Annotated in this window: 20 protein-coding genes; 17 read left to right on the top strand and 3 right to left on the bottom strand. The window is 71.5% G+C overall.

Going from position 1 to position 20049, the window contains the following annotated elements; translation table 11 throughout:
• Nucleotides 1-2: 2 nt before the first annotated feature.
• Together ACZ4SA_RS16050 and ACZ4SA_RS16045 are read left to right on the top strand one after the other, a co-directional pair.
• On the top strand, nucleotides 3-1187 hold the full coding sequence (locus ACZ4SA_RS16050; protein WP_468274506.1) for a GTP-binding protein: 1185 nt from the start codon (nucleotides 3-5) through the stop codon (nucleotides 1185-1187).
• A gap of 272 nt (nucleotides 1188-1459) precedes the next feature.
• Entirely contained in the window at nucleotides 1460-1594 is a 135-nt protein-coding gene (locus ACZ4SA_RS16045; RefSeq protein WP_468274504.1) for a hypothetical protein, read from the top strand.
• 21 nt (nucleotides 1595-1615) lie between these two features.
• Here ACZ4SA_RS16045 and ACZ4SA_RS16040 read toward each other — a convergent pair whose 3' ends face one another.
• The gene (locus ACZ4SA_RS16040; protein WP_468274502.1) at nucleotides 1616-1759 is read right to left on the bottom strand and encodes a hypothetical protein; all 144 of its coding nucleotides are present in this window, start codon (nucleotides 1757-1759) and stop codon (nucleotides 1616-1618) included.
• A 166-nt stretch (nucleotides 1760-1925) separates the two neighbouring features.
• Here ACZ4SA_RS16040 and ACZ4SA_RS16035 point away from each other — a divergent pair, with 166 nt between their 5' ends.
• Both ACZ4SA_RS16035 and ACZ4SA_RS16030 read left to right on the top strand, forming a co-directional pair.
• Nucleotides 1926-2963, top strand: coding sequence for a permease (locus ACZ4SA_RS16035; protein ID WP_468274499.1), 1038 nt, complete (start codon nucleotides 1926-1928; stop codon nucleotides 2961-2963).
• On the top strand, nucleotides 2930-3715 hold the full coding sequence (locus ACZ4SA_RS16030; RefSeq protein ID WP_468274496.1) for a TIGR03943 family putative permease subunit: 786 nt from the start codon (nucleotides 2930-2932) through the stop codon (nucleotides 3713-3715). The genes ACZ4SA_RS16035 and ACZ4SA_RS16030 overlap by 34 nt, the downstream gene beginning before the upstream one ends.
• A 238-nt stretch (nucleotides 3716-3953) precedes the next feature.
• Here ACZ4SA_RS16030 and ACZ4SA_RS16025 read toward each other — a convergent pair whose 3' ends face one another.
• Together ACZ4SA_RS16025 and ACZ4SA_RS16020 are read right to left on the bottom strand one after the other, a co-directional pair.
• Nucleotides 3954-4166: a transcriptional repressor gene (locus tag ACZ4SA_RS16025; protein ID WP_468274494.1), complete on the bottom strand. Its 213-nt coding sequence runs from the start codon at nucleotides 4164-4166 to the stop codon at nucleotides 3954-3956.
• Between the two features lie 47 nt (nucleotides 4167-4213).
• Nucleotides 4214-4762 carry a GNAT family N-acetyltransferase gene (locus ACZ4SA_RS16020; protein ID WP_468274492.1) on the bottom strand — a complete coding sequence of 183 codons (549 nt, stop codon included), beginning with the start codon at nucleotides 4760-4762 and terminating at the stop codon, nucleotides 4214-4216.
• Between the two features lie 498 nt (nucleotides 4763-5260).
• On the opposite strand from ACZ4SA_RS16020, the gene ACZ4SA_RS16015 reads away from it, so the two are divergent.
• The 13 genes from ACZ4SA_RS16015 (at nucleotide 5261) to ACZ4SA_RS15955 (ending at nucleotide 19961) form a co-directional block, all read left to right on the top strand.
• Complete coding sequence (locus ACZ4SA_RS16015) at nucleotides 5261-6517, top strand: ATP-grasp domain-containing protein (RefSeq protein ID WP_468274490.1); 1257 nt, start codon at nucleotides 5261-5263, stop codon at nucleotides 6515-6517.
• Nucleotides 6514-7347 carry a Rossmann-like domain-containing protein gene (locus ACZ4SA_RS16010; protein ID WP_468274489.1) on the top strand — a complete coding sequence of 278 codons (834 nt, stop codon included), beginning with the start codon at nucleotides 6514-6516 and terminating at the stop codon, nucleotides 7345-7347. Before ACZ4SA_RS16015 ends, ACZ4SA_RS16010 begins: the two co-directional genes overlap by 4 nt.
• Complete coding sequence (locus ACZ4SA_RS16005; protein ID WP_468274486.1) at nucleotides 7344-8435, top strand: PLP-dependent cysteine synthase family protein; 1092 nt, start codon at nucleotides 7344-7346, stop codon at nucleotides 8433-8435. Before ACZ4SA_RS16010 ends, ACZ4SA_RS16005 begins: the two co-directional genes overlap by 4 nt.
• Nucleotides 8432-9490: an enolase C-terminal domain-like protein gene (locus ACZ4SA_RS16000; protein WP_468274483.1), complete on the top strand. Its 1059-nt coding sequence runs from the start codon at nucleotides 8432-8434 to the stop codon at nucleotides 9488-9490. Before ACZ4SA_RS16005 ends, ACZ4SA_RS16000 begins: the two co-directional genes overlap by 4 nt.
• Nucleotides 9487-10746 (top strand): MFS transporter, encoded by a 1260-nt coding sequence (locus ACZ4SA_RS15995; RefSeq protein ID WP_468274481.1) that lies wholly within the window; start codon nucleotides 9487-9489, stop codon nucleotides 10744-10746. Before ACZ4SA_RS16000 ends, ACZ4SA_RS15995 begins: the two co-directional genes overlap by 4 nt.
• 14 nt (nucleotides 10747-10760) lie before the next feature.
• Nucleotides 10761-11555, top strand: a complete 795-nt coding sequence (locus tag ACZ4SA_RS15990; RefSeq protein WP_468274479.1) for a class I SAM-dependent methyltransferase — start codon at nucleotides 10761-10763, stop codon at nucleotides 11553-11555.
• Between the two features lie 72 nt (nucleotides 11556-11627).
• Nucleotides 11628-13235 carry an ABC transporter substrate-binding protein gene (locus tag ACZ4SA_RS15985; protein WP_468274477.1) on the top strand — a complete coding sequence of 536 codons (1608 nt, stop codon included), beginning with the start codon at nucleotides 11628-11630 and terminating at the stop codon, nucleotides 13233-13235.
• The gene (locus ACZ4SA_RS15980; protein ID WP_468274475.1) at nucleotides 13232-14185 is read left to right on the top strand and encodes an ABC transporter permease; all 954 of its coding nucleotides are present in this window, start codon (nucleotides 13232-13234) and stop codon (nucleotides 14183-14185) included. Before ACZ4SA_RS15985 ends, ACZ4SA_RS15980 begins: the two co-directional genes overlap by 4 nt.
• A complete protein-coding gene (locus ACZ4SA_RS15975) occupies nucleotides 14182-14967 on the top strand; it encodes an ABC transporter permease (RefSeq protein ID WP_468274472.1) in 786 nt (261 codons plus the stop codon). Before ACZ4SA_RS15980 ends, ACZ4SA_RS15975 begins: the two co-directional genes overlap by 4 nt.
• On the top strand, nucleotides 14964-16499 hold the full coding sequence (locus ACZ4SA_RS15970) for an ABC transporter ATP-binding protein (RefSeq protein WP_468274469.1): 1536 nt from the start codon (nucleotides 14964-14966) through the stop codon (nucleotides 16497-16499). Before ACZ4SA_RS15975 ends, ACZ4SA_RS15970 begins: the two co-directional genes overlap by 4 nt.
• A 529-nt stretch (nucleotides 16500-17028) precedes the next feature.
• Entirely contained in the window at nucleotides 17029-18138 is a 1110-nt protein-coding gene (locus ACZ4SA_RS15965; protein WP_468274466.1) for a FecCD family ABC transporter permease, read from the top strand.
• The gene (locus ACZ4SA_RS15960) at nucleotides 18138-18923 is read left to right on the top strand and encodes an ABC transporter ATP-binding protein (protein WP_468274464.1); all 786 of its coding nucleotides are present in this window, start codon (nucleotides 18138-18140) and stop codon (nucleotides 18921-18923) included. The genes ACZ4SA_RS15965 and ACZ4SA_RS15960 overlap by 1 nt, the downstream gene beginning before the upstream one ends.
• A gap of 15 nt (nucleotides 18924-18938) precedes the next feature.
• Nucleotides 18939-19961 (top strand): ABC transporter substrate-binding protein, encoded by a 1023-nt coding sequence (locus ACZ4SA_RS15955; protein WP_468274596.1) that lies wholly within the window; start codon nucleotides 18939-18941, stop codon nucleotides 19959-19961.
• The last annotated feature ends 88 nt before the right edge of the window (nucleotides 19962-20049 follow it).

Raw genomic sequence — 20049 nt, 5'->3', positions numbered from 1 at the left:
ACGTGAGCCACCACCGCCTGCCCGTCACCGTGCTGTCCGGATTCCTCGGCGCGGGCAAGACCACCTTGCTGAACCATGTCCTGGGTAACCGTGACGGTCTTCGTGTCGCTGTGATCGTCAACGACATGAGCGAGATCAATATCGACGCAGCCCTCGTCCGCGGCGGCGAGGCAGCCCTCTCGCGCACCGAGGAACGCCTGGTCGAGATGACCAACGGCTGCATCTGCTGCACTCTGCGCGACGACCTGCTGGAAGAGGTCGACCGCCTGGCGCGCGAGGACCGCTTCGACTACCTGCTCATCGAGTCCAGCGGCATCTCCGAACCGATGCCGGTGGCGGCCACCTTCTCCTTCGCGCGGGACGACGGCGTCACTCTCGGCGAACTCGCCCGGCTCGACACCATGGTCACCGTCGTCGACGCAGCCAACTTCCTGCCGGAGCTGACCGGCGGGGACGGACTGGCCGAGCGCGGGCTGGACCAGTACGAGGACGACGAGCGGACCGTCAGCGATCTGCTGATGGACCAGATCGAGTTCGCCGATGTCATCGTGCTCAACAAGCTCGACCTCGTCCCCCTAGAGGACGCCGACCGGCTCCGGGCCGCGCTCGTGCGGCTCAACCCCGTCGCTCGCATCGTCCCCGCGATCCATGGCACGGTGGAGCTGCGTGACGTACTCGGTACCGGGCTCTTCGACGTCGAGCGTGCTCAGCAGGCGCCGGGCTGGGTCATGGAACTCAACGGTGACCATGTCCCGGAGACCGAGGAGTACGGCATCTCCTCCACGGTGTTCCGCGCCGACAGGCCCTTTCACCAGGGCCGGTTGTGGAACCTGGTGACCGAGCAACTCGACAGCGGTCGGTTCGGGCAGGTTCTCCGTTCCAAGGGGTTCTTCTGGCTGGCCAGCCGTCCGCGGGTGACGGGACTGTGGTCGCAGGCGGGTGCTGTCGCGCGCTTCGAACCTTCGGGGGCCCGAAATGCCGGCACCTCGCAGGGGCAGGAGCTGGTCTTCATCGGCACCGGGCTGCGGGACCGAGAGCTGCAAGCGGCCCTGGCCGACTGCCTGCTGGCCGACGGCGAACCGGTGCCAGAGAACGACGCCTTCCCGGCCTGGGAGACGTACGGCATCGACGACGCGTGTGAGCACGAACAACCCGGACCGGTGTCCGTGAGCGTCGCTCGCACCTGATACTCCGGGCCGGGCGGTGGTCGCAGCCACGGCACCGCCCGGCCCGGCACAGCACCGGCCGCCCCGGAGGAGGCGGACGTCCGGCAGGTCTTCGCCCTGATCGCCGAACGCTTCCCCGGATCCCTTCTCGCTCTCGAGACCGCCGGACCGGGCATCATCGACTCCCAGGACCAGCACGACGGACTCAGCAAGGTCCAGGCCCGTATGCGGTGGGCGTGCGGCGATCCGGCCGAGATCATCGGATGGGTGCCCGGCGGACGCCTGCCGGCCACGTGTACGCTCGCCAGCTTGCCCCGGCCATGTTCGGCCGACTGCCCGCGGGATATCAGGAGATGCTGACCGGTCTCGCGGAGCAGCGTCTTCCGCAGGTCGAGCAGTACCGGCTCAATCTCGTTCAGCTGCCGTAGAGCCGCAGCCCGGCTTCCCGCTCACAGCTTCTCGACGTTGTCGAGCGAGGGCCCCGCGCGGCTCTCACCCGTCTCGCCCGGTGACAGGCCGCGCCGCGAGCGACGGGCAGGTGAGGAGACAACTGCGTCCAGCGGTACGCGGTAGTTGGCACCGGGTTCTGCCACGGGCTTCGTCGCCCCGTTTCACGCACCGTCGCTCAGCACGCGCACTCCACGCCGTCCTCCACCGGTGCGAGGCAGCGGGCCCGTCGGGTCAGCCATGCGTCTGCCGTTCTTGAAGGTGGTTTCCATTTGTATAGCATCGCTGAACGGCTCGGAAGGGAGCGCGTCAGTGAGCAGAGCGGACGGTGTGACGGCGGAACGGACCCACCCGGCAGAGGGGCCGGGGCGGACCGCACCCGCGCGCACCGCTTCGGTGGGGATGCTCGGCGCCGGCGCCGTATCGTTGCTGGCTGTCGGGGCGCTGCTCTGGGCCGCTGGTATGCCGGAGTGGCTTGCCCACCCCGGCGTCGTGGCCTGGCAGACGATCTGTGTGGCCATCACCGTCCAGGCCCTGCCGTTCCTGGTGCTGGGGACGTTGGTCTCGGGTGCGGTGAACGCCTTTGTGCCTGCTCATGTGTTCAGCATGGCGTTGCCTCGCAATCCTGCGCTCGCGGTGCCCGTGGCGAGTGCGGCGGGTGTGGTGCTGCCCGGCTGTGAGTGCGCATCGGTGCCGGTGGCAGGAAGTCTCATCCGTCGTGGTGTGCCGCCGGCGGCGGCCTTCGCGTTCCTGCTGTCGGCGCCGGCGGTGAACCCGATCGTGCTGGTGTCGACGGCGGTCGCTTTTCCGGGCAGTCCGCAGATGGTGGCCGCGCGGCTCCTCGCCTCGCTCGCCGTCTCCGTGGCGATGGGGTGGATCTGGCTGCGGTTCGGCCGTTCACGGTGGCTGCAGATGCCGGTCCGGCACACCGGCCACCGGCAGGGGCACAGCCGCTGGGAGGAGTTCCGGCTCGGATTCCGGCACGACTTCCTGCACGCGGGAGGGTTTCTCGTCGTCGGGGCGATGACTGCGGCCACCTTCAATGTCGCCGTGCCGCGCTCGGTACTGGAGACGTTCTCCGACTCACGGTGGCTGTCCGTCCTCTTCCTTGCCGCGCTGGCGGTCGTGCTGGCTGTCTGCTCCGAGGCGGACGCCTTCGTCGCCGCCTCGCTCACAGGCTTCTCGCCCACTGCTCGGCTCGCGTTCATGGTGGTGGGACCGATGGTGGACGTGAAGCTGATCGCTCTGCAGGCGGGTACGTTCGGCCGTGGGTTCGCCTTGCGGTTCTCCGCGGCCACGGCTGTGGTGGCCGTCGCGTGCAGCGCACTCGTCGGGTGCTGGCTGCTGTGAGGCACACGGTGCAGAACGTGTTGCTGATGGTCCTCGGGGCGGGTGTTCTACGGGTGTCCCTGTTCAGCGACATCAGCCTGCGGTACGTGAAGGAAGGTCTGCAGCCCTACGTCGCCGCCGCGGGGATCGTCCTGCTCGTCTCGGGCGTCATCGGCGCTCTTCGCGACAGATCGCTCAAGGCCGATGTGACGGAGACGGATGGGACAGGTCGAGTGGTGCCGTCAGAGCACGGGCACGACCACTCCCACGGGTCCCGGGTCGCCTGGCTGCTTCTGCCGCCCGCGCTCGCACTGCTGCTCTTCGCGCCGCCGGCCCTCGGGGCGTACACCGCCGCTCGTGACGCTCCGTTGATCGTTGAAGAGTACGAGCACTTCGAGCCCCTCGCGGTAGAGGGGCCGGTCCGGTTGTCATTGACCGAGTTCATCGCACGGGTACAGCAGGACGGGACAGGCAGCCTCAAGGGCCGCACGGTCGTCATGCAGGGGTTCGTCACACCGCGCAAGGACGGCGACTGGGATCTGACCCGGCTTCTCGTAGCCTGCTGTGCCGCGGACTCCCAGTCGTTGACGGTCGCCATCCGTGGTGCAGCGGCACCACCCGCCGACACCTGGGTCAAGGTGACCGGCACGTGGCGTCCCCGCGGCGTCCTCGGAACCGTGTCGGCAGCGCCGGCGCTCGACGCGGCCCGCGTCGAGCGCATCGCTCAACCGGCAAATCCCTACACCGACAGAGCGCCCTCCGACAGCGGCTGAGGCCGACGGGCTTCCGCCCGCCGGTCGGCACACCGCGGTGGTCGGAGTGGCTTCAGGTGTGTACGGCCGCCAGTACGCAACTGCTTGCGTACTGCCGCACACCCGACCGCGTCGAAGCCCGCTTCGCCCATCGGCGCGGTGCGCTGCTGGGCCGTGAGTCCGTTGTCGCTGCCCGGGTCGAGGCCGCGCCGGTCTCGTTCCCGGAGGGGGTCGCGCAACTCCTCCATCGCTGCCGCATTCACCCACCAGCTGTGCCGGTCCTCGGTCGGCACCGCGTCCGGCAGGTGGCATGGCCCTGGCGACCGCGGCTGCGAGGCTCCAGCGCGCGGTACACGGTGACGAGCCCGACGCGGATGCCCGACTCGCCCATCCTGGCGTGGAGCTCCTGGGCGGACGCGAAGTCGGCGCGATCGGCAAGCGCCTTGACGACGACCGCACGTCGGCGCGTCATGCGCCTGCTCCTCTCCGTGCTCGTCACCGTGATGCCGGCCGTCCGCGCTACGGCAGCGGGATCTCGAAGTGCACGGTGCCCACGCCAGGCCCGTGCTCTCCCGTCGTGCGGGCGTCGAAGATCTCCTTGGCGACACTGCGCCAGAAAGCCTCGGCGCCCTCGACGTTGACGTTGGTGTGCAGGTAGATGCGGTCGTAGCCAGGAGTCTCGGCGGCGAAGGCGCATGCCCGGTACACCAGGGTGCGGGCCAGGCCGTGCCGCCGGTGTTCCGGGTGTACGTAGACCCGTACGAGCTGCGCGGTGGTGCCCGGGGGATAGCGCTCGGCGAGCCAGCGGGGGTGCGGCGGATGGGCCGGCCCCGTCGACCGGATGCCCGTCGTGGCCACGACCTCGCCGTCATGCACGGCGACCAGCAGAACGTGGCGTGGGTCGTGCAGATAGGTGTTCTCGATGTCGATGACGTCCTGGTGCCACGCGGGCGCGTAGCCGTAGCCGAAGTCCCGGTAGAAGGTGTCGAGCATGACCCGGCGGGCGCCTTCCACATCGGCTGATGTGGCGGGGCGCACCGTGTAGGACGGGTGCGGGGGGTGGCTCACTGAACTCTCCCGAAGATGTCTGAGGGGTACGGGCTCACGGTGTCGGCAATCCGGACCCGGTTCCGTGCACGGGCACCGCCGGTAGCGCGCCGTCGAACAGATCTGCAGGCGCCGCTCCGTCCCCGCACGCGTTGCCGCGGACTACGTACGACGGCCCTGGCCCGCCGTGCCGGGAGCTTCCGGGGTCTCCGGAGCAACACCGCGGCGCTCCCCGGGCGTACCGGAGGCGTGCACCCGCGGAACGGCAAGACGTGTCCGTTCGCCGTCCGGTCCGTTCCGGGTGCCGCAGGCGCGGCGGTCGTGGCAAGGGGGCGCGCGGAGCGTTCCGGGGGCGTACGGCGGCTGGCACGTGTCTCGCATTCAGAGAAGCTGCGTTTCGACAGATGACAATGAAAACGATTATCGATAATGTCCTCCTCGGTCAAGCGAGCGCGCCGTCGACGGCGCCGCCGCCACGACCTGAACCAACCTCAATAGCGTCTGTGTGAAGGGGAAGTCGTGGCTCATCTGCTGATGGTCGAGAGCTGGGTCGGGTCCATGAGCAGGCTGCTGCCACGGGCCGTCCGCGAGGCCGGTCACGAGTTCACTTTCCTGACCCGTGACCTGCACCACTACCTGCGCTCCGCCCCGGAGGGCACCGCGCACCCGCTCCTCGCGGCCCGCCATGTGCTCACCACGGAGACCAACGACACCGACGCGCTGCTGTCCTTCGTCGAGCGGGCCAACGAGCTGCTGCGTTTCGACGGGGTGATCACCTCATGCGACTACTACCTCCGGACGGCCGCCCGGATCGCCGGGCGCCTCGGACTGCCCGGCCCCACGCCCGAGTCGGTCGAGAACGCGTGCCGCAAGGACGCGACCCGCCGGGTGCTGGCGGAGGCCGGTCTGCCGGGACCGCGCTTCGTGGTGTGCACGGACTGGGCCGAGGCCGCCGCCGCGGCTCGCGACATCGGCTACCCGCTGGTGCTCAAGCCCGTGGACCTGTGCGCCGGGATGTTCGTACGCCGCGTCGACGACGAGGCCGCGCTGGCACACGCCCACCGCGCGCTCGCCGCCTTCCCCGTCAACGCCCGCGGACAGCGCCGCGACCCCGTGGTCCTGCTCGAACAGCTCCTTGACGGTCCCGAGGTCAGCGTCGAGACCGTGTCGTACGGCGGGGCCGTGCACATCGTCGGCATCACCGACAAGAGCATCGGCGGGACTCCCGCGTTCATCGAGACCGGGCACATGTTCCCGGCCGCCCTGGACCCGGCGGACACCCAGGCCGTCGAGGAGACCGCGCGCCAGGCGCTCAAGGCGCTCGGACTGGACGGGGTCGTCGCCCACACCGAGGTCAAACTGACGGCGGACGGGCCACGCCTGGTCGAGGTCAACCCCCGGCCGGCCGGCAACCGCATCACCGAGCTCATACGTCACGTGACCGGCATCGACCTCGCCGCCGTCTGCGTGGACGTCGCCCTCGGCCGCGAACCGGACCTGAGTCGCCGCGCCACCGGACTGACCAGCGCCGCGATCGGCTTCCTGGTGCCGGACCAGGACGGAGTCCTGGAGGCCGTCGACGGCTCCGACGCGGTCCGCGCGGCGGACGGCCTGCTGGAACTCCGGCTCGCCGACCCCGGCAAGGCCGTCAAGGCCGCGGGCAGCAACAACGAGTACCTCGGCCACGTCATGGCCGGCGACGCTCAGGGTCCGGGCGCCCGCGACCGAGTCGAGGCCCTTCTCGCGCAGCTGCGCCCCCGGGTGGTGACCCGATGACCGCCCGCACCGGCATACGCGTCCTGGCCTCCTCGTACGACGACCTCGTCCAGCGCGTTCTGGCCGGCGGAATCGGCCCCGACCCGCGCACCCAGCGGATCGCGGTGGCCTTCACCACCCGTCAGGCGGTACGACACGAAGGACGCGGCTCCGGTTACCGCAACGAAGTGCTCAGCCTGCGCCTCGCCGAAGCCGTGGGCTCCTGCGCGGTCGAGCCCGGCCAACTGCCGGACGGCGCCGTCGAGGACTGCGTCGGCGCGGACATCGCGGGCCTTCTGGCACACGAGCTGCCGCCGGTCCGGGTCGCCGCCCTCGACGCGTACCTGATGCACGCCCTGCCCCACGGTCCCGCGAACGGCGCGCGGCCCTTCCCGCTACCCGCGGGCACGTCGCTGGAGAAGTCCCGCGCCAGGGCCGAAGCCGTCGTGGACCTCGTCGACGTGGCGCCCGGCGCCACCGTGCTCGTGGTGGGCGTGGTCAACTCGCTGCTGGAGGCCCTGCGGGCGCGCGGTCTCGCGTACATCCCCTGCGACCTCAAGGGCGGCACGACCGAATGGGGCGAGCCCGTACGCACCGACGCCCTGGCGGAGCTGGAGCGCTGCGACGCGGTCCTCGCCTCCGGCATGACCCTCGGCAACGGCAGCTTCGAGCCGCTGCGACAGCACGCGCGGCGGCACGGCACACCCCTGGTGATGTTCGCGCAGACCGGCAGCGCGGTCCTGCCCCGCCTGATCGGTGCGGGCGTCAGCGGGGTGTGCGCGGAGCCGTACCCCTTCTTCTGGCTGGACGGCGGCCCGGGGACCATCCACCGCTACGGAGCCGCCCTGTGACCACGGCCGTCCTCAAACCCGCGCGCACAGAGGGCAACCGGGAACTCCTCGGCCTGCTCGGCCGTACCCCGCTCGCCCGCGTCACAGTCGACCTGCCGTGCCCGCAGCCGGGCTTCTGGGCCAAGCTCGAAGGACTCGGCGTCGGCGGCATGAAGGCACGGGCCGCCGTCTCCATGCTGCTGGGCGCCGAGGAACGGGGTGAACTGCGCCCCGGCGCAGCCGTGGTGGAGTCCACCTCCGGGACGCTCGGCATCGGACTCGCCTTCGCCGGACAGGCCCTCGGCCACCCCATCGTCCTGGTCGGGGACACCGAACTGGAGCCGTCGATGCGGCAGCTGCTGCGGGCCTACGGGGCCCGGCTGGAACTGGTGGACCGCCCGGCGGCCGAGGGCGGCTGGCAGGCCGCCCGACTCGCCCGGCTCCGCGAACTGCTCACGCAGCTCCCGGACGCGTACTGGCCCGATCAGTACAACAACCCCGACAACAAGGAGGGTTACGCCTCCCTCGCGGCCGAGCTGGCCGCCCAGCTCGACCACCTCGACGTGCTGGTGTGCAGCGTCGGAACCGGCGGCCACAGCGCCGGGATCGTCGGCCCGCTGCGGCGTCACTGGCCCGGCCTGCTGCTCATCGGCGTGGACGCCACCGGCTCCACCATCTTCGGCCAGCCGGCCAGGCCCCGGCTCATGCGCGGCCTCGGCAGCAGCATCCACCCGCGCAACGTCGCCTACGACGCCTTCGACGAGGTCCACTGGGTCGGCCCCGCCGAGGCCGCGGACGCCTGTCGGAGGCTGGCCTACGGCAACTTCGTCAGCGGCGGCTGGAGCACCGGCGCCGTCGCCCTCGTCGCCGCGTGGGCCGCCCGTGTTCACCCGGGCGCCGTCGTCGCCACGGTCTTCCCCGACGGGCCGCACCGCTACCTCGGCAACGTGTTCGACGACGACTTCACCACCGCCCACGGCGCGGACCCGGCCACCGCCGCCACCCGCCCCGTGGAAATACCGCACCCCAAGGCCGTGGAGGCCACCGGCTGGGCCCGGTGCCGCACCGTCACCGACCCGCTCGCCACGACCCCGGAAGAGAACCCGTGAAGGCCAGTCAGCGCACCGCACGCCTCGAACTCACCGAGCCGCTGCGCATCTCCCGCTCCACGATGGCGGCCCGCGAGGCCGTATGGCTGACCATCGAACACGAGGGGCGGCGCGGCCACGGAGAGGCCGTCACCAGCGCGTACTACGGCCTCGACGCCGGCACCCTCGGGCGGCTGCTGCACGCGGAATCCCGATGGCTGGCCCACTTCGCCGATCCCGAGACCGCCCTCGAAGCCTTCCGGACCGGTACCAGGAAGGCGGCCGCCCCGCCGGCCGTGAGCGCGGCCGTGGAGTCCGCGCTGCTCGACCTCGTCGGCAAGCGCGCGGGCGTCCCGGTCCACCAGCTCCTGGGTGCCCAGGGAACCCCGCCCTCCGCCGCGACCGCCCGCACCATCGGCATCACCACACCGGGACGGGCCGAAGCACAGGCGGCGCGCCTCGTACGGGACGGGTTCTCCGTCCTCAAGCTCAAGGCCGGCGCCCCGGACCCGGCCGAGGACCTGGCCCGCGTACGGGTTGTCCGCGCCGCAGCACCGCACGCCCGGCTGCTGCTGGACCCCAACGGGGCGTGGACCGTCGAGGAGTCCGAGCGGCTGCTGCCGCTCTTCGCGGAGCTGGGTGTCGAGGCCGTCGAGCAACCCCTGGCCCCGGGCGATCCGGAGGCGCTGGCGAAACTCGCCGAGCGCTCGCCACTGCCGGTCATCGCCGACGAGGACGCGGTCGACCACGAGGACGCGCGCCGCCTTGCGGGACGCGTCCAGGGAATCAACGTCAAACTCGCCAAGTGCGGTGGCGTCAGCGCCGCCCTGCGGATCGCCGAACTGATCGCGGGCACCGGAACCGAGCTGATGCTCGGCTGCCTGACCGCCAGCACCCTCGGCATCGCCCCTGCCGTACACCTCGCCGACCGAGCCCGCTGGGTCGACCTCGACGGCCATCTGCTGCTCGCCGACGATCCGTGGACGGGTATCGGTGGCACCGACGGCACCGTACGCGCGAGCTCGGGCCCAGGCCTGGGGGTACGCCGGCGCGACGCCGCGGAGGCCCCGGCATGAAGACATGGCGCGAGATACGCGGCTTCCCGCTCGCGATCCGGCTCCTCCTGGTCAACCAGCTCGGCGTCAACACCGGCTTCTACCTGCTCGTGCCCTACCTCGCCCTGCACCTGAGCGAGGACCTGGGGATGTCGGCGGCCGTCGTCGGCATCGTGCTCGGCGTGCGCAACCTCAGCCAGCAAGGGCTGTTCCTCATCGGCGGAACGGCATCGGACCGGCTCGGAGCGCGCGGCGTCATCATCGCCGGATGCGCCCTGCGCACCGTCGGCTTCGGGCTGTTCGCGCTCGGCGACGGGCTGCCCGTACTCCTCGCCGCCTCCGTGCTCAGCGGCCTGGCCGGGGCGCTCTTCAACCCGGCCGTGCGGGCCTATCTCGCCCTGGAGGCGGGGGAGCGCAAGGCGGAGGCGTTCGCCCTGTTCAACGTCTTCGCCACCACCGGCGCCCTGATCGGGCCGCTGCTCGGCAGCGCCCTGCTGCTGGTCGACTTCCGGGCCTCGGCGCTCACGGCGGCCGGGATCTTCGCGGTGCTCACCGTCGCCCAGGCACTGGTGCTCCCGGCCCGCCAGGTCGCGCCGACCGGCAACAGCGTCGTCGCCGACTGGCGCGAGGTGATCGGCAACCGGGGCTTCCTGGCCTTCGCCCTGGCCATGGTCGGCATGTTCACCATGGAGAACCAGCTGTACCTGCTGCTTCCCGACGGCGCCCGGCGGGCCACCGGCTGGGAGGGCGCGGCCGGGCTCGTCCTCCTCGTCGGCACCCTCACCAACCTCTGGCTCCAGCTGCGCGTCACGCGCGCGCTGAAGGAACGGGGCAGCTGGGCGCGCTGGATCAGCGCCGGACTCGGACTGATGGGGCTGTCCTTCGTACCACCCATGGCGGTGTCGGGGTACGGCACGGCCCCCGACGGCCTCGCGGACACGGCGCTGCGCGCGCTGCCCGTCCTCGCCGGCGCCCTGCTGCTCTACCTGGGCGTGATGATGGCCCAGCCGTTCGTGATGGAACTGATCCCCGGCTTCGGCCGGCCCGAACTCACCGGCACCTACTTCGGCCTGTTCTACGTGGTCTCCGGCATCGCCGCCGCCGTCGGCAACGCGATCGTCGGCTGGGCCATGGACGCGGGTGAGCGCACGGACACGCCGTGGCTGCCGTGGGCGTGCTGCCTGGTCTTCGGCCTCGCGTCCGCCGCCGGTGTCGCCTGGCTGCACCGCCGCCGGGTCCTTCCCGCCCGCCCCGCGACCGCACCGGCGACAGTATGAGGAGCGCGCCACGCATGACCGCCACCACCGCGAACCTGCTCACCGACAACCCCACGCTGTACGAGGCCCGCTTCCCCGACCCCGAACGGCTTGCCGGGCGCTGGACCGAGGACTGCCTGCGCCGGTACGGGCCGCCCGGTCCGCGCGTCCTGGACATCGGCTGCGGCACCGGCCGCGACGCCGCGTACCTGCACCGCGCCGGCCGCAGCGTCACCGGCGCCGACCTGTCCGACGCGATGCTGGCGTACGCCCGCGTCCAGCACCCCGGCCCCGCGTACGTCCGGGCCGACCTGCACGCGTTCGACCTGGGGGAGCGGGCCTTCGACGCGGTGGTGTGCCTGGACAGCGCCCTGCTGTACTGCCACACGAACGACCAGCTCGGCGGCTTCCTGACGTCCTGCGGCCGATCGCTGGCGCCCGGTGGCCTGCTCGTCGCCGAGATGCGCAACGGCGCCTTCTTCCTGGGCCGTACGGAACTCCTCGACGCCCCGTCCGTCAGCGGTTTCACCTGGCAGGGCACCGCCTACCGCTCCACCACCACCCTGTACGTGGACAGGGCAGCCCAACTGCTGCGCCGCACGCGGGTGTGGACCGCCGACGACGGTTCCCCGCCGGTCGAGCAGCGCTCCGCGTGGCGCCTGCTCTTCCCCCAGGAGCTGCGCCGCCTCCTCGCGGCCCACGGCTTCGAGGTGCTCGCCCTGCACGACGGGCCGGGCCCGCGCACCGAACCGCCGTGGCAGGAAGGCGACCTGCCCGCCGCGACGGCCGACGGCGACCGGCTTCACCTGGTCGCCTGCCGCACCCCCTGAACCCCACGCGCTCCACCCTGATCCGCCCCCCCCACGCGTCCATCCGCTCGCACAGCAGCAAGGAACACCGCCATGAACGACGTCCCCGTGAACGAAAGTCCCGTGAACGACCCACGCCTCCCCGGTCTGCGCCGCAGAGGCTTCCTCGCCGCCGCCGGAGGCGCTGCCGGCCTGGGGGCCCTCGCCCTGGCCGGCTGCGCCGGGTCCGGGCCGGCCGCCGACACGGCCAAGGGCGGCGGCAAGCCCCGGCGCGGCGGACGCCTGCGCGCGGCGTTCGCCGGCGGCGGCGCGAGCGAGACGCTCGACCCGCACCTCGCCAACCTCTTCGTCGACGTGGCCCGCGCCAAGGCCCTCTTCGACAAGCTCGCCGACTACGGCCCCGACCTGTCCGCCCAGCCGCGGCTCGCCGCGAAGTGGGAGCCGGGCGCCGGCCTGGACCGCTGGAAGGTCACGCTCCGGGAGGCCGACTTCCACAACGGCAAGCCGGTCACCGCTGCCGATGTCCTCTACAGCTACCGGCGCATCACCGACCCGGAGAAGGCGTTCCGCGCCAAGGCGTCGCTGGAGCCCATCGACCTGAGGGCCAGCCGCGCGCTGGACGACCGGACGGTCGAGTTCGTCCTCAAGCGCCCGACCGCCGAGTTCCCCAACGTGCTCGCCGCGTTCGGCGCTTACATCGTGCCCGAGGGCGAGCAGGACTTCGACAGGAAGCCGGTCGGCAGCGGCCCCTTCCGCTTCGTCTCCTTCGCCCCCGGCAAGTCCGCCGTCTTCAAGCGCAACGAGGACCACTGGGACGGCGCCCCCTACCTGGACGAGCTGGAGTTCGTCGTCGCCAACGAGGAGTCCGCCCGCGTCAATGCCCTCCTCGGCGGCCAGATCGAGTACGCCCACGAGCTCAATCCCACCACTGCCCGTGCCCACGAGGGCAAGGGCCAGATCGAGATCGTCCGGCTGCGCAACAGCGCCATGCAGGGCTTCGTCATGAAGACCGACCGCCCGCCGTTCGACGACAAGCGGGTACGGGAGGCGTTCTTCCTGATCGCCGACCGTCAGGAACTGGTCGACGGCGCCCTCTCCGGCGCGGGCGAGATCGGCAACGACCTTTTCGGCAAGGGCTACGAGTACTACGCCGCGAGCCTGCCCCAGCGGGAACAGGACCTCGACCGGGCCAAGGCGCTGCTCAAGCAGGCCGGGGCCGAGGGCCTCAAGGTCACCCTCGACACCTCGCCCGTCGCCGCCGGGTTCACCGAGGCCGCCACCATCTTCCGCGACCAGGCCGCCGAGGCGGGCGTCACCGTCACCGTCAGGACCGGCAGCAAGGACAGCTACTGGAAGGACATCCTCGACTCCGGGACGTTCGCCTCCTACCGCTCCGGAGCGATGCCCATCGAGGCCCACATCTCCCAGCGCCTGCTCACCGGCTCCACCACCAACGCCACCAAGTGGGAGCACAAGGACTTCGACGCCCTGTACCAGCAGGCTCAGTCCACCAAGGACAAGACCGCCCGCGCCGCCGTCTACGAGCGCATGCAGCGCCGCCTGCACGCCGAAGGCGGCTTCCTGATCTGGGGCTTCGCCGACTGGATCCTCGGCACCGCCCGTAACGTCAAGGGCGTCGAGGCCAAGGCGCCGGCCAACTCCCTCGACTGGGCGCGCTTCGACAAGGCATGGCTCGCGTGACGGGACCACGGTCCTGGGTCGCCCGGCGGCTGCTGCTCGGCGTCGCGCAGACGGCAGCCGTCGTGCTGCTCGTCTTCGCCCTCACCGAGGCGCTGCCGGGCGACGCCGCCGTCGCCTTCGCCGGCGATCAGCCCGACCCGGAGCGCATCGCGGCCATCCGCGAGGCGATGGAACTCGACCGGCCCGCGCACGAACGTCTGGCCGACTGGGCCGCCGGGCTGCTGCACGGCGACTTCGGCACCTCCCTGGCCTCCGGGCGGCCCGTCAGCACGTACGTCACGGACGGCTTCGGACCGACACTGCTGCTCGCCGCCCTGACGGTCGCGCTCCTCGTCCCGATCGGTGTCGGCCTCGGCGTGCTCGCCGCCCGCCACGAGGGCGGACTCGTGGACCGGCTGGTCAGCTCGGTGACGCTCGGCGTGTACGCCGTACCCGAGTTCGCCCTCGGTGTGCTGCTGGTCACCGTCTTCGCCCTGCGCCTGGGCTGGCTCCCGCCGACCGCCGTCGGATACGGCACCGACCTCCTCGCCCACCCCGCAGCCCTGGTCCTCCCCGTGCTCGTCCTGCTCTCCCGCCCGGTGTGTTCCCTCGCCCGCCTCGTACGCGCCGGCATGATCGACGCGCTGGCCTCGCCGTACGCGGCACACGCCCGCCGCTACGGCATCCCCGGCCTGCGCATCCGGTACGGACACGCCCTGCCCAACGCCATGGCGCCCGCCACCCAGCAACTGGCCCGCACCGTCGACTGGCTGCTGTGCGGTGTCATCGTCGTGGAAGCGCTGTACGTGATCCCCGGCCTCGGCACCGTCCTGATCAACGCCGTCGCGGAACGCGACGTCCCCGTGGTCCAGGGCCTGGCCGTCGTCTTCGGCGTCACCACGGTCGTCCTCAACCTCGGCGCCGACCTGGTCGCGCGCCGCCTCGCCCCCCGGTCGGAGGTGGCCGCGTGAGATCCCGGTTCGCACTCGGCGCCGTCGTCGTCGGCGTACCGCTCGCCCTGGCCCTCCTCGGGCCGGTGTTCGCAGGCGACCCCGGGCCCCGCGCCGCCTCGTTCACACTCGGCGGCGGACCCTGGCTCGGTACCGACTTCGTCGGCCGGGACGTCTGGCGCCAGATCCTGCTCGGTGGGCGTTCCGTGGTGCTCGTGGCGCTGGCCGCGACTTGCCTGGCCTACCTCGTGGCGTTCCCCGTCGGGCTCCTCGCCGCGCTCACTCACCGCGGCTGGCTGGAGGAGCTGCTGATGCGGCCCCTCGATGTGCTGCTCGCCGTGCCGTCGCTGCTGATGATCCTGCTCGCCGCCGCCGTCTTCACGCCGGGTGCCGTCGGCCTCACCCTGCTGGTGGCGCTCGTCAACATCCCCGACGCCGCCCGGATCGTGCGGGCCGCGGCGGCCGAGGCCGCGTCGCGCCCCGCGGTCGAAGCGCTGCGCATGCAGGGCGAGACGTGGTGGCGCACGGCCGTCGGCTACGTCGGCCGGTCCCTCACCCGCACGCTCGCCGCCGACGCGGGCGTCCGGCTGACCGGTGTGCTGTACCTCGTCGCCACCGCGGCGTTCCTCGGCGTCGGCGTCGAGCCCGACGCGGCCGACTGGGCGGTGATGGTGGACCGCAACCGCATCGGGCTGTTCGTCCAGCCCTGGGCCGTGGTCGTGCCCGCCCTGCTCATCGTCGCCCTCACCATGGGCACCAACCTGCTCGTCGACGCCGGACTGAAGAAGAGGAAACGGACGTGAACGCCGTGAACGCGGTCGCGGAGATCGAGAACCTGCGCGTGGAGATCGGCGGCCGGGCGATCGTCGACGGAGTGAATCTCCGAGTGCTCCCCGGCAGAATCACCGCCCTGGTGGGCGCGTCCGGCAGCGGCAAGACGACCACGGGCCTCGCCCTGCTCGGCGAGTACCCGGCCGGCGCACGCGTGACCGGTGACGTGCGCGTCCCCGACGGCCTGGTCGGCTACGTCCCGCAGCACCCGGGCGCCGTACTCAATCCCGCACGCCGCACTGGCGCGCTGCTGTGCGACATCGCCCGTACGCAGGTACGCCGTCTGCCGCTGCGGGAGCGCCGGACCGCCGTCCGCGAGCGAGTGCTTCGGGCCCTGTCGCTGGCACAGCTCCCCGACGCGGCGGCGATGCTGCGGCGCTTCCCCCACCAGTTGTCGGGCGGCCAGCAGCAGCGCGTCGTCCTCGCCCAGGCGCTGCTGCTCGGTGCCAGGGTGGTGGTGGCCGACGAGCCCACCACAGGCCAGGACGCCCTGACGAAGCGGAGCATCGTCGACCAGTTGGCCGCCGTTTCCCGGGAAGGGATCGCCGTCGTCCTGCTCAGCCACGACCTGGACGTCGTACGCGCTCTCGCCGACGAGGTCCTGGTCATGCGTGACGGGCATGTGGTCGAATCCGCGCCGGCCGAGCGCCTGTGGCTCGCACCGCGGCACCCCTGGACGGCCGAACTCCTGGCATCCGAATCCGCCACCACCCGCATCGAGCCGGAATCCGAGGGCGGCGCGGTCCTCCGGACCGGGCCCCTCACCGCCCGCCACGGCCGGACGGCTGTGCTCCGCGCCCCCGAACTCACCCTCCGCGACGGCGAATGCCTTGCTGTCGTCGGCCGCTCGGGCAGCGGAAAGACCACCCTGGCCCGCTGCCTGGCCGGCCTGCACCGGAACCACGACGGTGAGATCCTCCTCGACGGCACCCCTCTCCCGCGCAGCCTGAGGGGCCGCACGCGTCAGCAACTCGCCGCGGTTCAGTACGTCTTCCAGGACGCCAGGGCGGCGTTCGACGCACACCGCACGGTCCTCCACCAGGTGGCCCGAACGGCGGTGCGGCTGCGCGGGAAGGCCGAGGCGGACGCCCTGGCCGAAGCGCTGACCACTCTCGCCGGCCTCGGCCTGACCGACGACCTCGTACGCCGTCGCCCCGGCCGGCTGTCCGGCGGTGAACTCCAGCGCGCCGCGCTGGCCCGCGCCCTGCTGGCCCGGCCGCGTGTGCTGATCTGCGACGAGATCACCTCCGGCCTCGACACGGTCACCCGGCAGGGAATCCTCGACACGCTCGCCGGACTCGTGCGTGACCGTGGCGACCTGTCCCTGGTGCTGATCACCCACGACCTGGCCACGGCCGCACTGGCCACCCGCATCGCCGTACTGGAGGCCGGCAACCTGGTCGAAGAGGGACCGGCGCGGCAGCTCCTCACCGCTCCCCAGCACCCGTTCAGCGTCCGGCTGATGGAGACCACCGCGCGCCTGCCGGCCCGCACGCGCGTCTGAGACATCATTGTCCGGCTCGGCCCAAGGGGCCGACAGACCCCGCACCACGATGCCGGCACGATCGCGGCGCGGGCCGCGCGCCGGCAGATTCCCAGGTACGGCCGCCGGGCCACACGACCGACTCCGCCGTTCACGCTCCGTACTGGACGTGCACCGTATTCGGTCCCTCGGCCCGGCACACCGAACCAAGGAACCGGTGTCGCTCAAATGGAGAGCTTCAGCCGGGTATGCCCCGGTGCTTCTCCCGATCCCTGTCGAGAGCGACATCCTTTCGATGACGGAAGGGGCACCCTTCCGCACACGCTATGCTGCAAGCCGCCCCGCGGGGGAAGTCCGGTCGAAGTCCGGCGCTGACCCGCAACGGTAGGCGGAGCCCAACACGCGGCTCTGTGAGCCCGATTACCCGCGGTGGTGAAGGCTCCTGTCAATTCGCCGTGGACTGCGAGAGGGTGCTGCACAGGGCGCCCCGCGTCCCGGGCCGCGCCTGTACTCACATGGGTGCACGGCCCGAGGCGAAGGCGATCCGCCCGTGGCCACCCCCCTCGAACTCGAACCGGCCGCGCCACCTCACACGGCGCGCAGCGGCGTCGGCCCCGCGCCGCCCAAGCGGGTATCACTGCCCCTTCTCTTCTCCACCCTGTGCGCCGCGCTCGTACTCTCCATCGTCTGTGGGGCGGGGATCGGGGCGTCGGGGCTGTCCTGGGGCGAGGTGCTGCGTCATCTGTGGGCCGGGCTGACAGGCGGATCCATAACCCATGACGAAGTCTCGGCGTACACCATCGTGTGGGAACTGCGCTTTCCACGAGCCGTGCTGGCCGCCGTCGTCGGGGCCGGCCTGTCAGCCGTCGGCGTCGCCGTGCAAGCCATGGTCCGCAACGCCCTCGCCGACCCGTTCGTCCTCGGTATCTCCTCGGGCGCGGCCGTCGGCGCCAATGCCGTCCTCCTCTTCGGAGCCTTCGGCGCTCTCGGTCTGTGGGCCCTGTCCACGGCGGCGTTCCTCTCAGCGCTCCTCGCCATGGCGCTGGTGTACGCGATCGCCCGCACCGCTGATGGTCTGACCCCGCTGCGGCTCGTCCTGACGGGCACCGCGATGTACTACGGCTTCTCGGCCGTCACCACATTCATGGTGTTCGCGGCCGAGCGCGGCGAGGCGGCCCGCTCCGCGATGATGTGGCTGCTCGGGAGCCTCGGCGGAGCCAGCTGGGCCTCCGTGCCGATCGCGGCGGGAGCCGTGCTCGTCGGCCTCGTCCACCTCACCGTGTCGGCGCGTCGCCTGAACGCCCTGGCGATGGGTGACGAGACCGCGGCCGCGCTGGGGGTGGACGCGGGGAGGCTGCGCAAGGAGCTGTTCCTGGTCTGTGCCGCCGTCACGGGGGCGGTGGTCGCGGTGAGCGGTGCGATCGGTTTCGTCGGCCTGATGGTTCCGCACGCCGCACGGATGCTGGTCGGCGCGGACCATCGCCGGCTGCTGGCCGTCGCCCCACTCGCGGGCGCCGTCCTGCTGATCTGGGTGGACATCCTGTCACGTGTGGTGCTCGCGCCCGTCGAGCTGCCGGTGGGTGTGCTGACCGCCGTCATCGGCGTGCCGTGCTTCGTCCTGCTGATGCGCCGCCGCTCCTACACCTTCGGAGGCGCGTGATGCGGGTCGAGATAGATGCACTGACGGTCGAGATCGCCGGCACGCGGCTGGTGCGGGAAGCCACGCTCCGAGCGGGCAGCGGGCAGGTCGTCGGCCTCGTCGGGCCCAACGGCAGCGGCAAGTCCACCCTGTTGCGGTGCGTCTACCGGGCCCTGCGCCCCTCGGCAGGTACGGTCCGGCTCGGCGGTGAGGACCTGCACTCCCTGAGTGCGCGCGAAGGCGCCCGCCGGCTGGCCGCCCTGCCCCAGGAGGCGGTCACCGAGTTCGACTTCACGGTCGCCGAGGTCGTGGCGATGGGGCGGCTGCCGCACCAGGGGTCGGTGGCCCGGACCACCGACGAGGACCGGAAGGCGTGCGAGACCGCGCTGGTGAGGGTCGGCGCCGGCCACCTCGCCGACCGCGGCTTCCTCACCCTCTCCGGCGGCGAGAAGCAACGGGTCCTGATCGCCCGCGCGCTCGCGCAGCAGCCGCGCGTACTGGTACTCGACGAGCCCACCAACCACCTCGACATAGCCCAGCAGTTGGAAGTCCTGGCTCTGGTGCGCGGCAGTGGGCTGACCGTGCTCACCGCGCTGCACGACCTCAACCTCGCCGCGCTCCACTGCGACCTGCTCCATGTCATCGACAGCGGCCGGATCGTCGCCTCCGGCGCACCGCACGACGTGCTCACGCCCGAGCTGCTGGCCGAGGTTTTCGGCGTACGGGCGCACCGTGTACCGCATCCGGAGTCCGGCGCCGTACAACTGCTCTTCGACCGTCTCCTGCCCACTCAGCCCGCTTCTTGAGGAGTCATGGCCATCATGCCGAATCTCGTACGCCCCGCAGCAGTCGCACTCGCCGCCGCCCTGGTGCTCACCGGATGCGGCGCGGAGGTCACCACTCGGGACGGGGAGGGGGGCGGTGCCAAGGCACGCGGCGACCACTATCCGGTGACCATCGAGAACTGCGGCCAGAAGAAGAGCTACGACAAGGCGCCACAGCGTGTGGTCACCAATGACGTCGGCATCACCGAAATCATGTTCGCGCTCGGACTCGAGGGCCATATGGCGGGCTACGTGATGCCCGACGACAGGGGCGACCTCACAGCCGTTCCCTGGAAGGGCGCTTACCAGAAGACGAAGTGGCTCTCGAAGAAGACGATCAACAAGGAGCTGGTCCTCGACGCCCGCGCCGATCTGGTCTTCGCGGGCTGGAACTACGGCTTCAACGAGGGGGAGGGCTTCAGTCCCGCCGAGCTGGAGAAGGTGGGCATCGACTCGTATCTGCTGAGCGAATCGTGCCGCAACGGGCAGGCAAAGGCGCGTGGGGTGATGCCGCCGCTCGAAGCGCTGTACACCGATCTGCGGAACCTGGGAAAGATCTTCGACGTCGAGGACCGTGCGGAGGCCCTCGTCGCGGACTTCAAGAAGCAGGTGGCCGAAGCGCAGGCGAAGGCCCTGAAGGGCGCTGACCGCCCGCGCGTCTTCCTCTACGACGACGGGCAGGACAAGCCTCTGACCTCGGGTCTGTACGCCGGGCCGCACGACATCATCACCAGGGCGGGTGGCGATCACGTCATGAAGGACCTCAAGGACAGCTGGGCGACGGTCGGCTGGGAGACCGTGGTGGAGCGCGACCCCGAGGTGATCGTCATCAACGATTACGGAGACACCACCGCGGACCAGAAGCGGAAGTTCCTGAAGTCCTACCCCCCACTCGCCGGCGTCTCGGCCGTCAAGAACGACCGGATCGTGGTCCTCGACTACGCGGAGCTGGTGGAAAGCCCGCGCAATCCAGCGGCCATCGCCTCGCTTGCCGCGGACCTGAGGAGATTCGCTTCGTGACCTGACCGGCAGAGGGGCTTCGGCTGCCTCAACACGCGAGGAGCACCAGCAGGGAAGCGACGGAATCCGGACCGGGCGAGCAGCGATC

The sequence above is a fragment of the Streptomyces sp. NPDC027962 genome, assembly GCF_055566095.1.
This window is presented reverse-complemented; position numbering and strand designations above follow the sequence as displayed.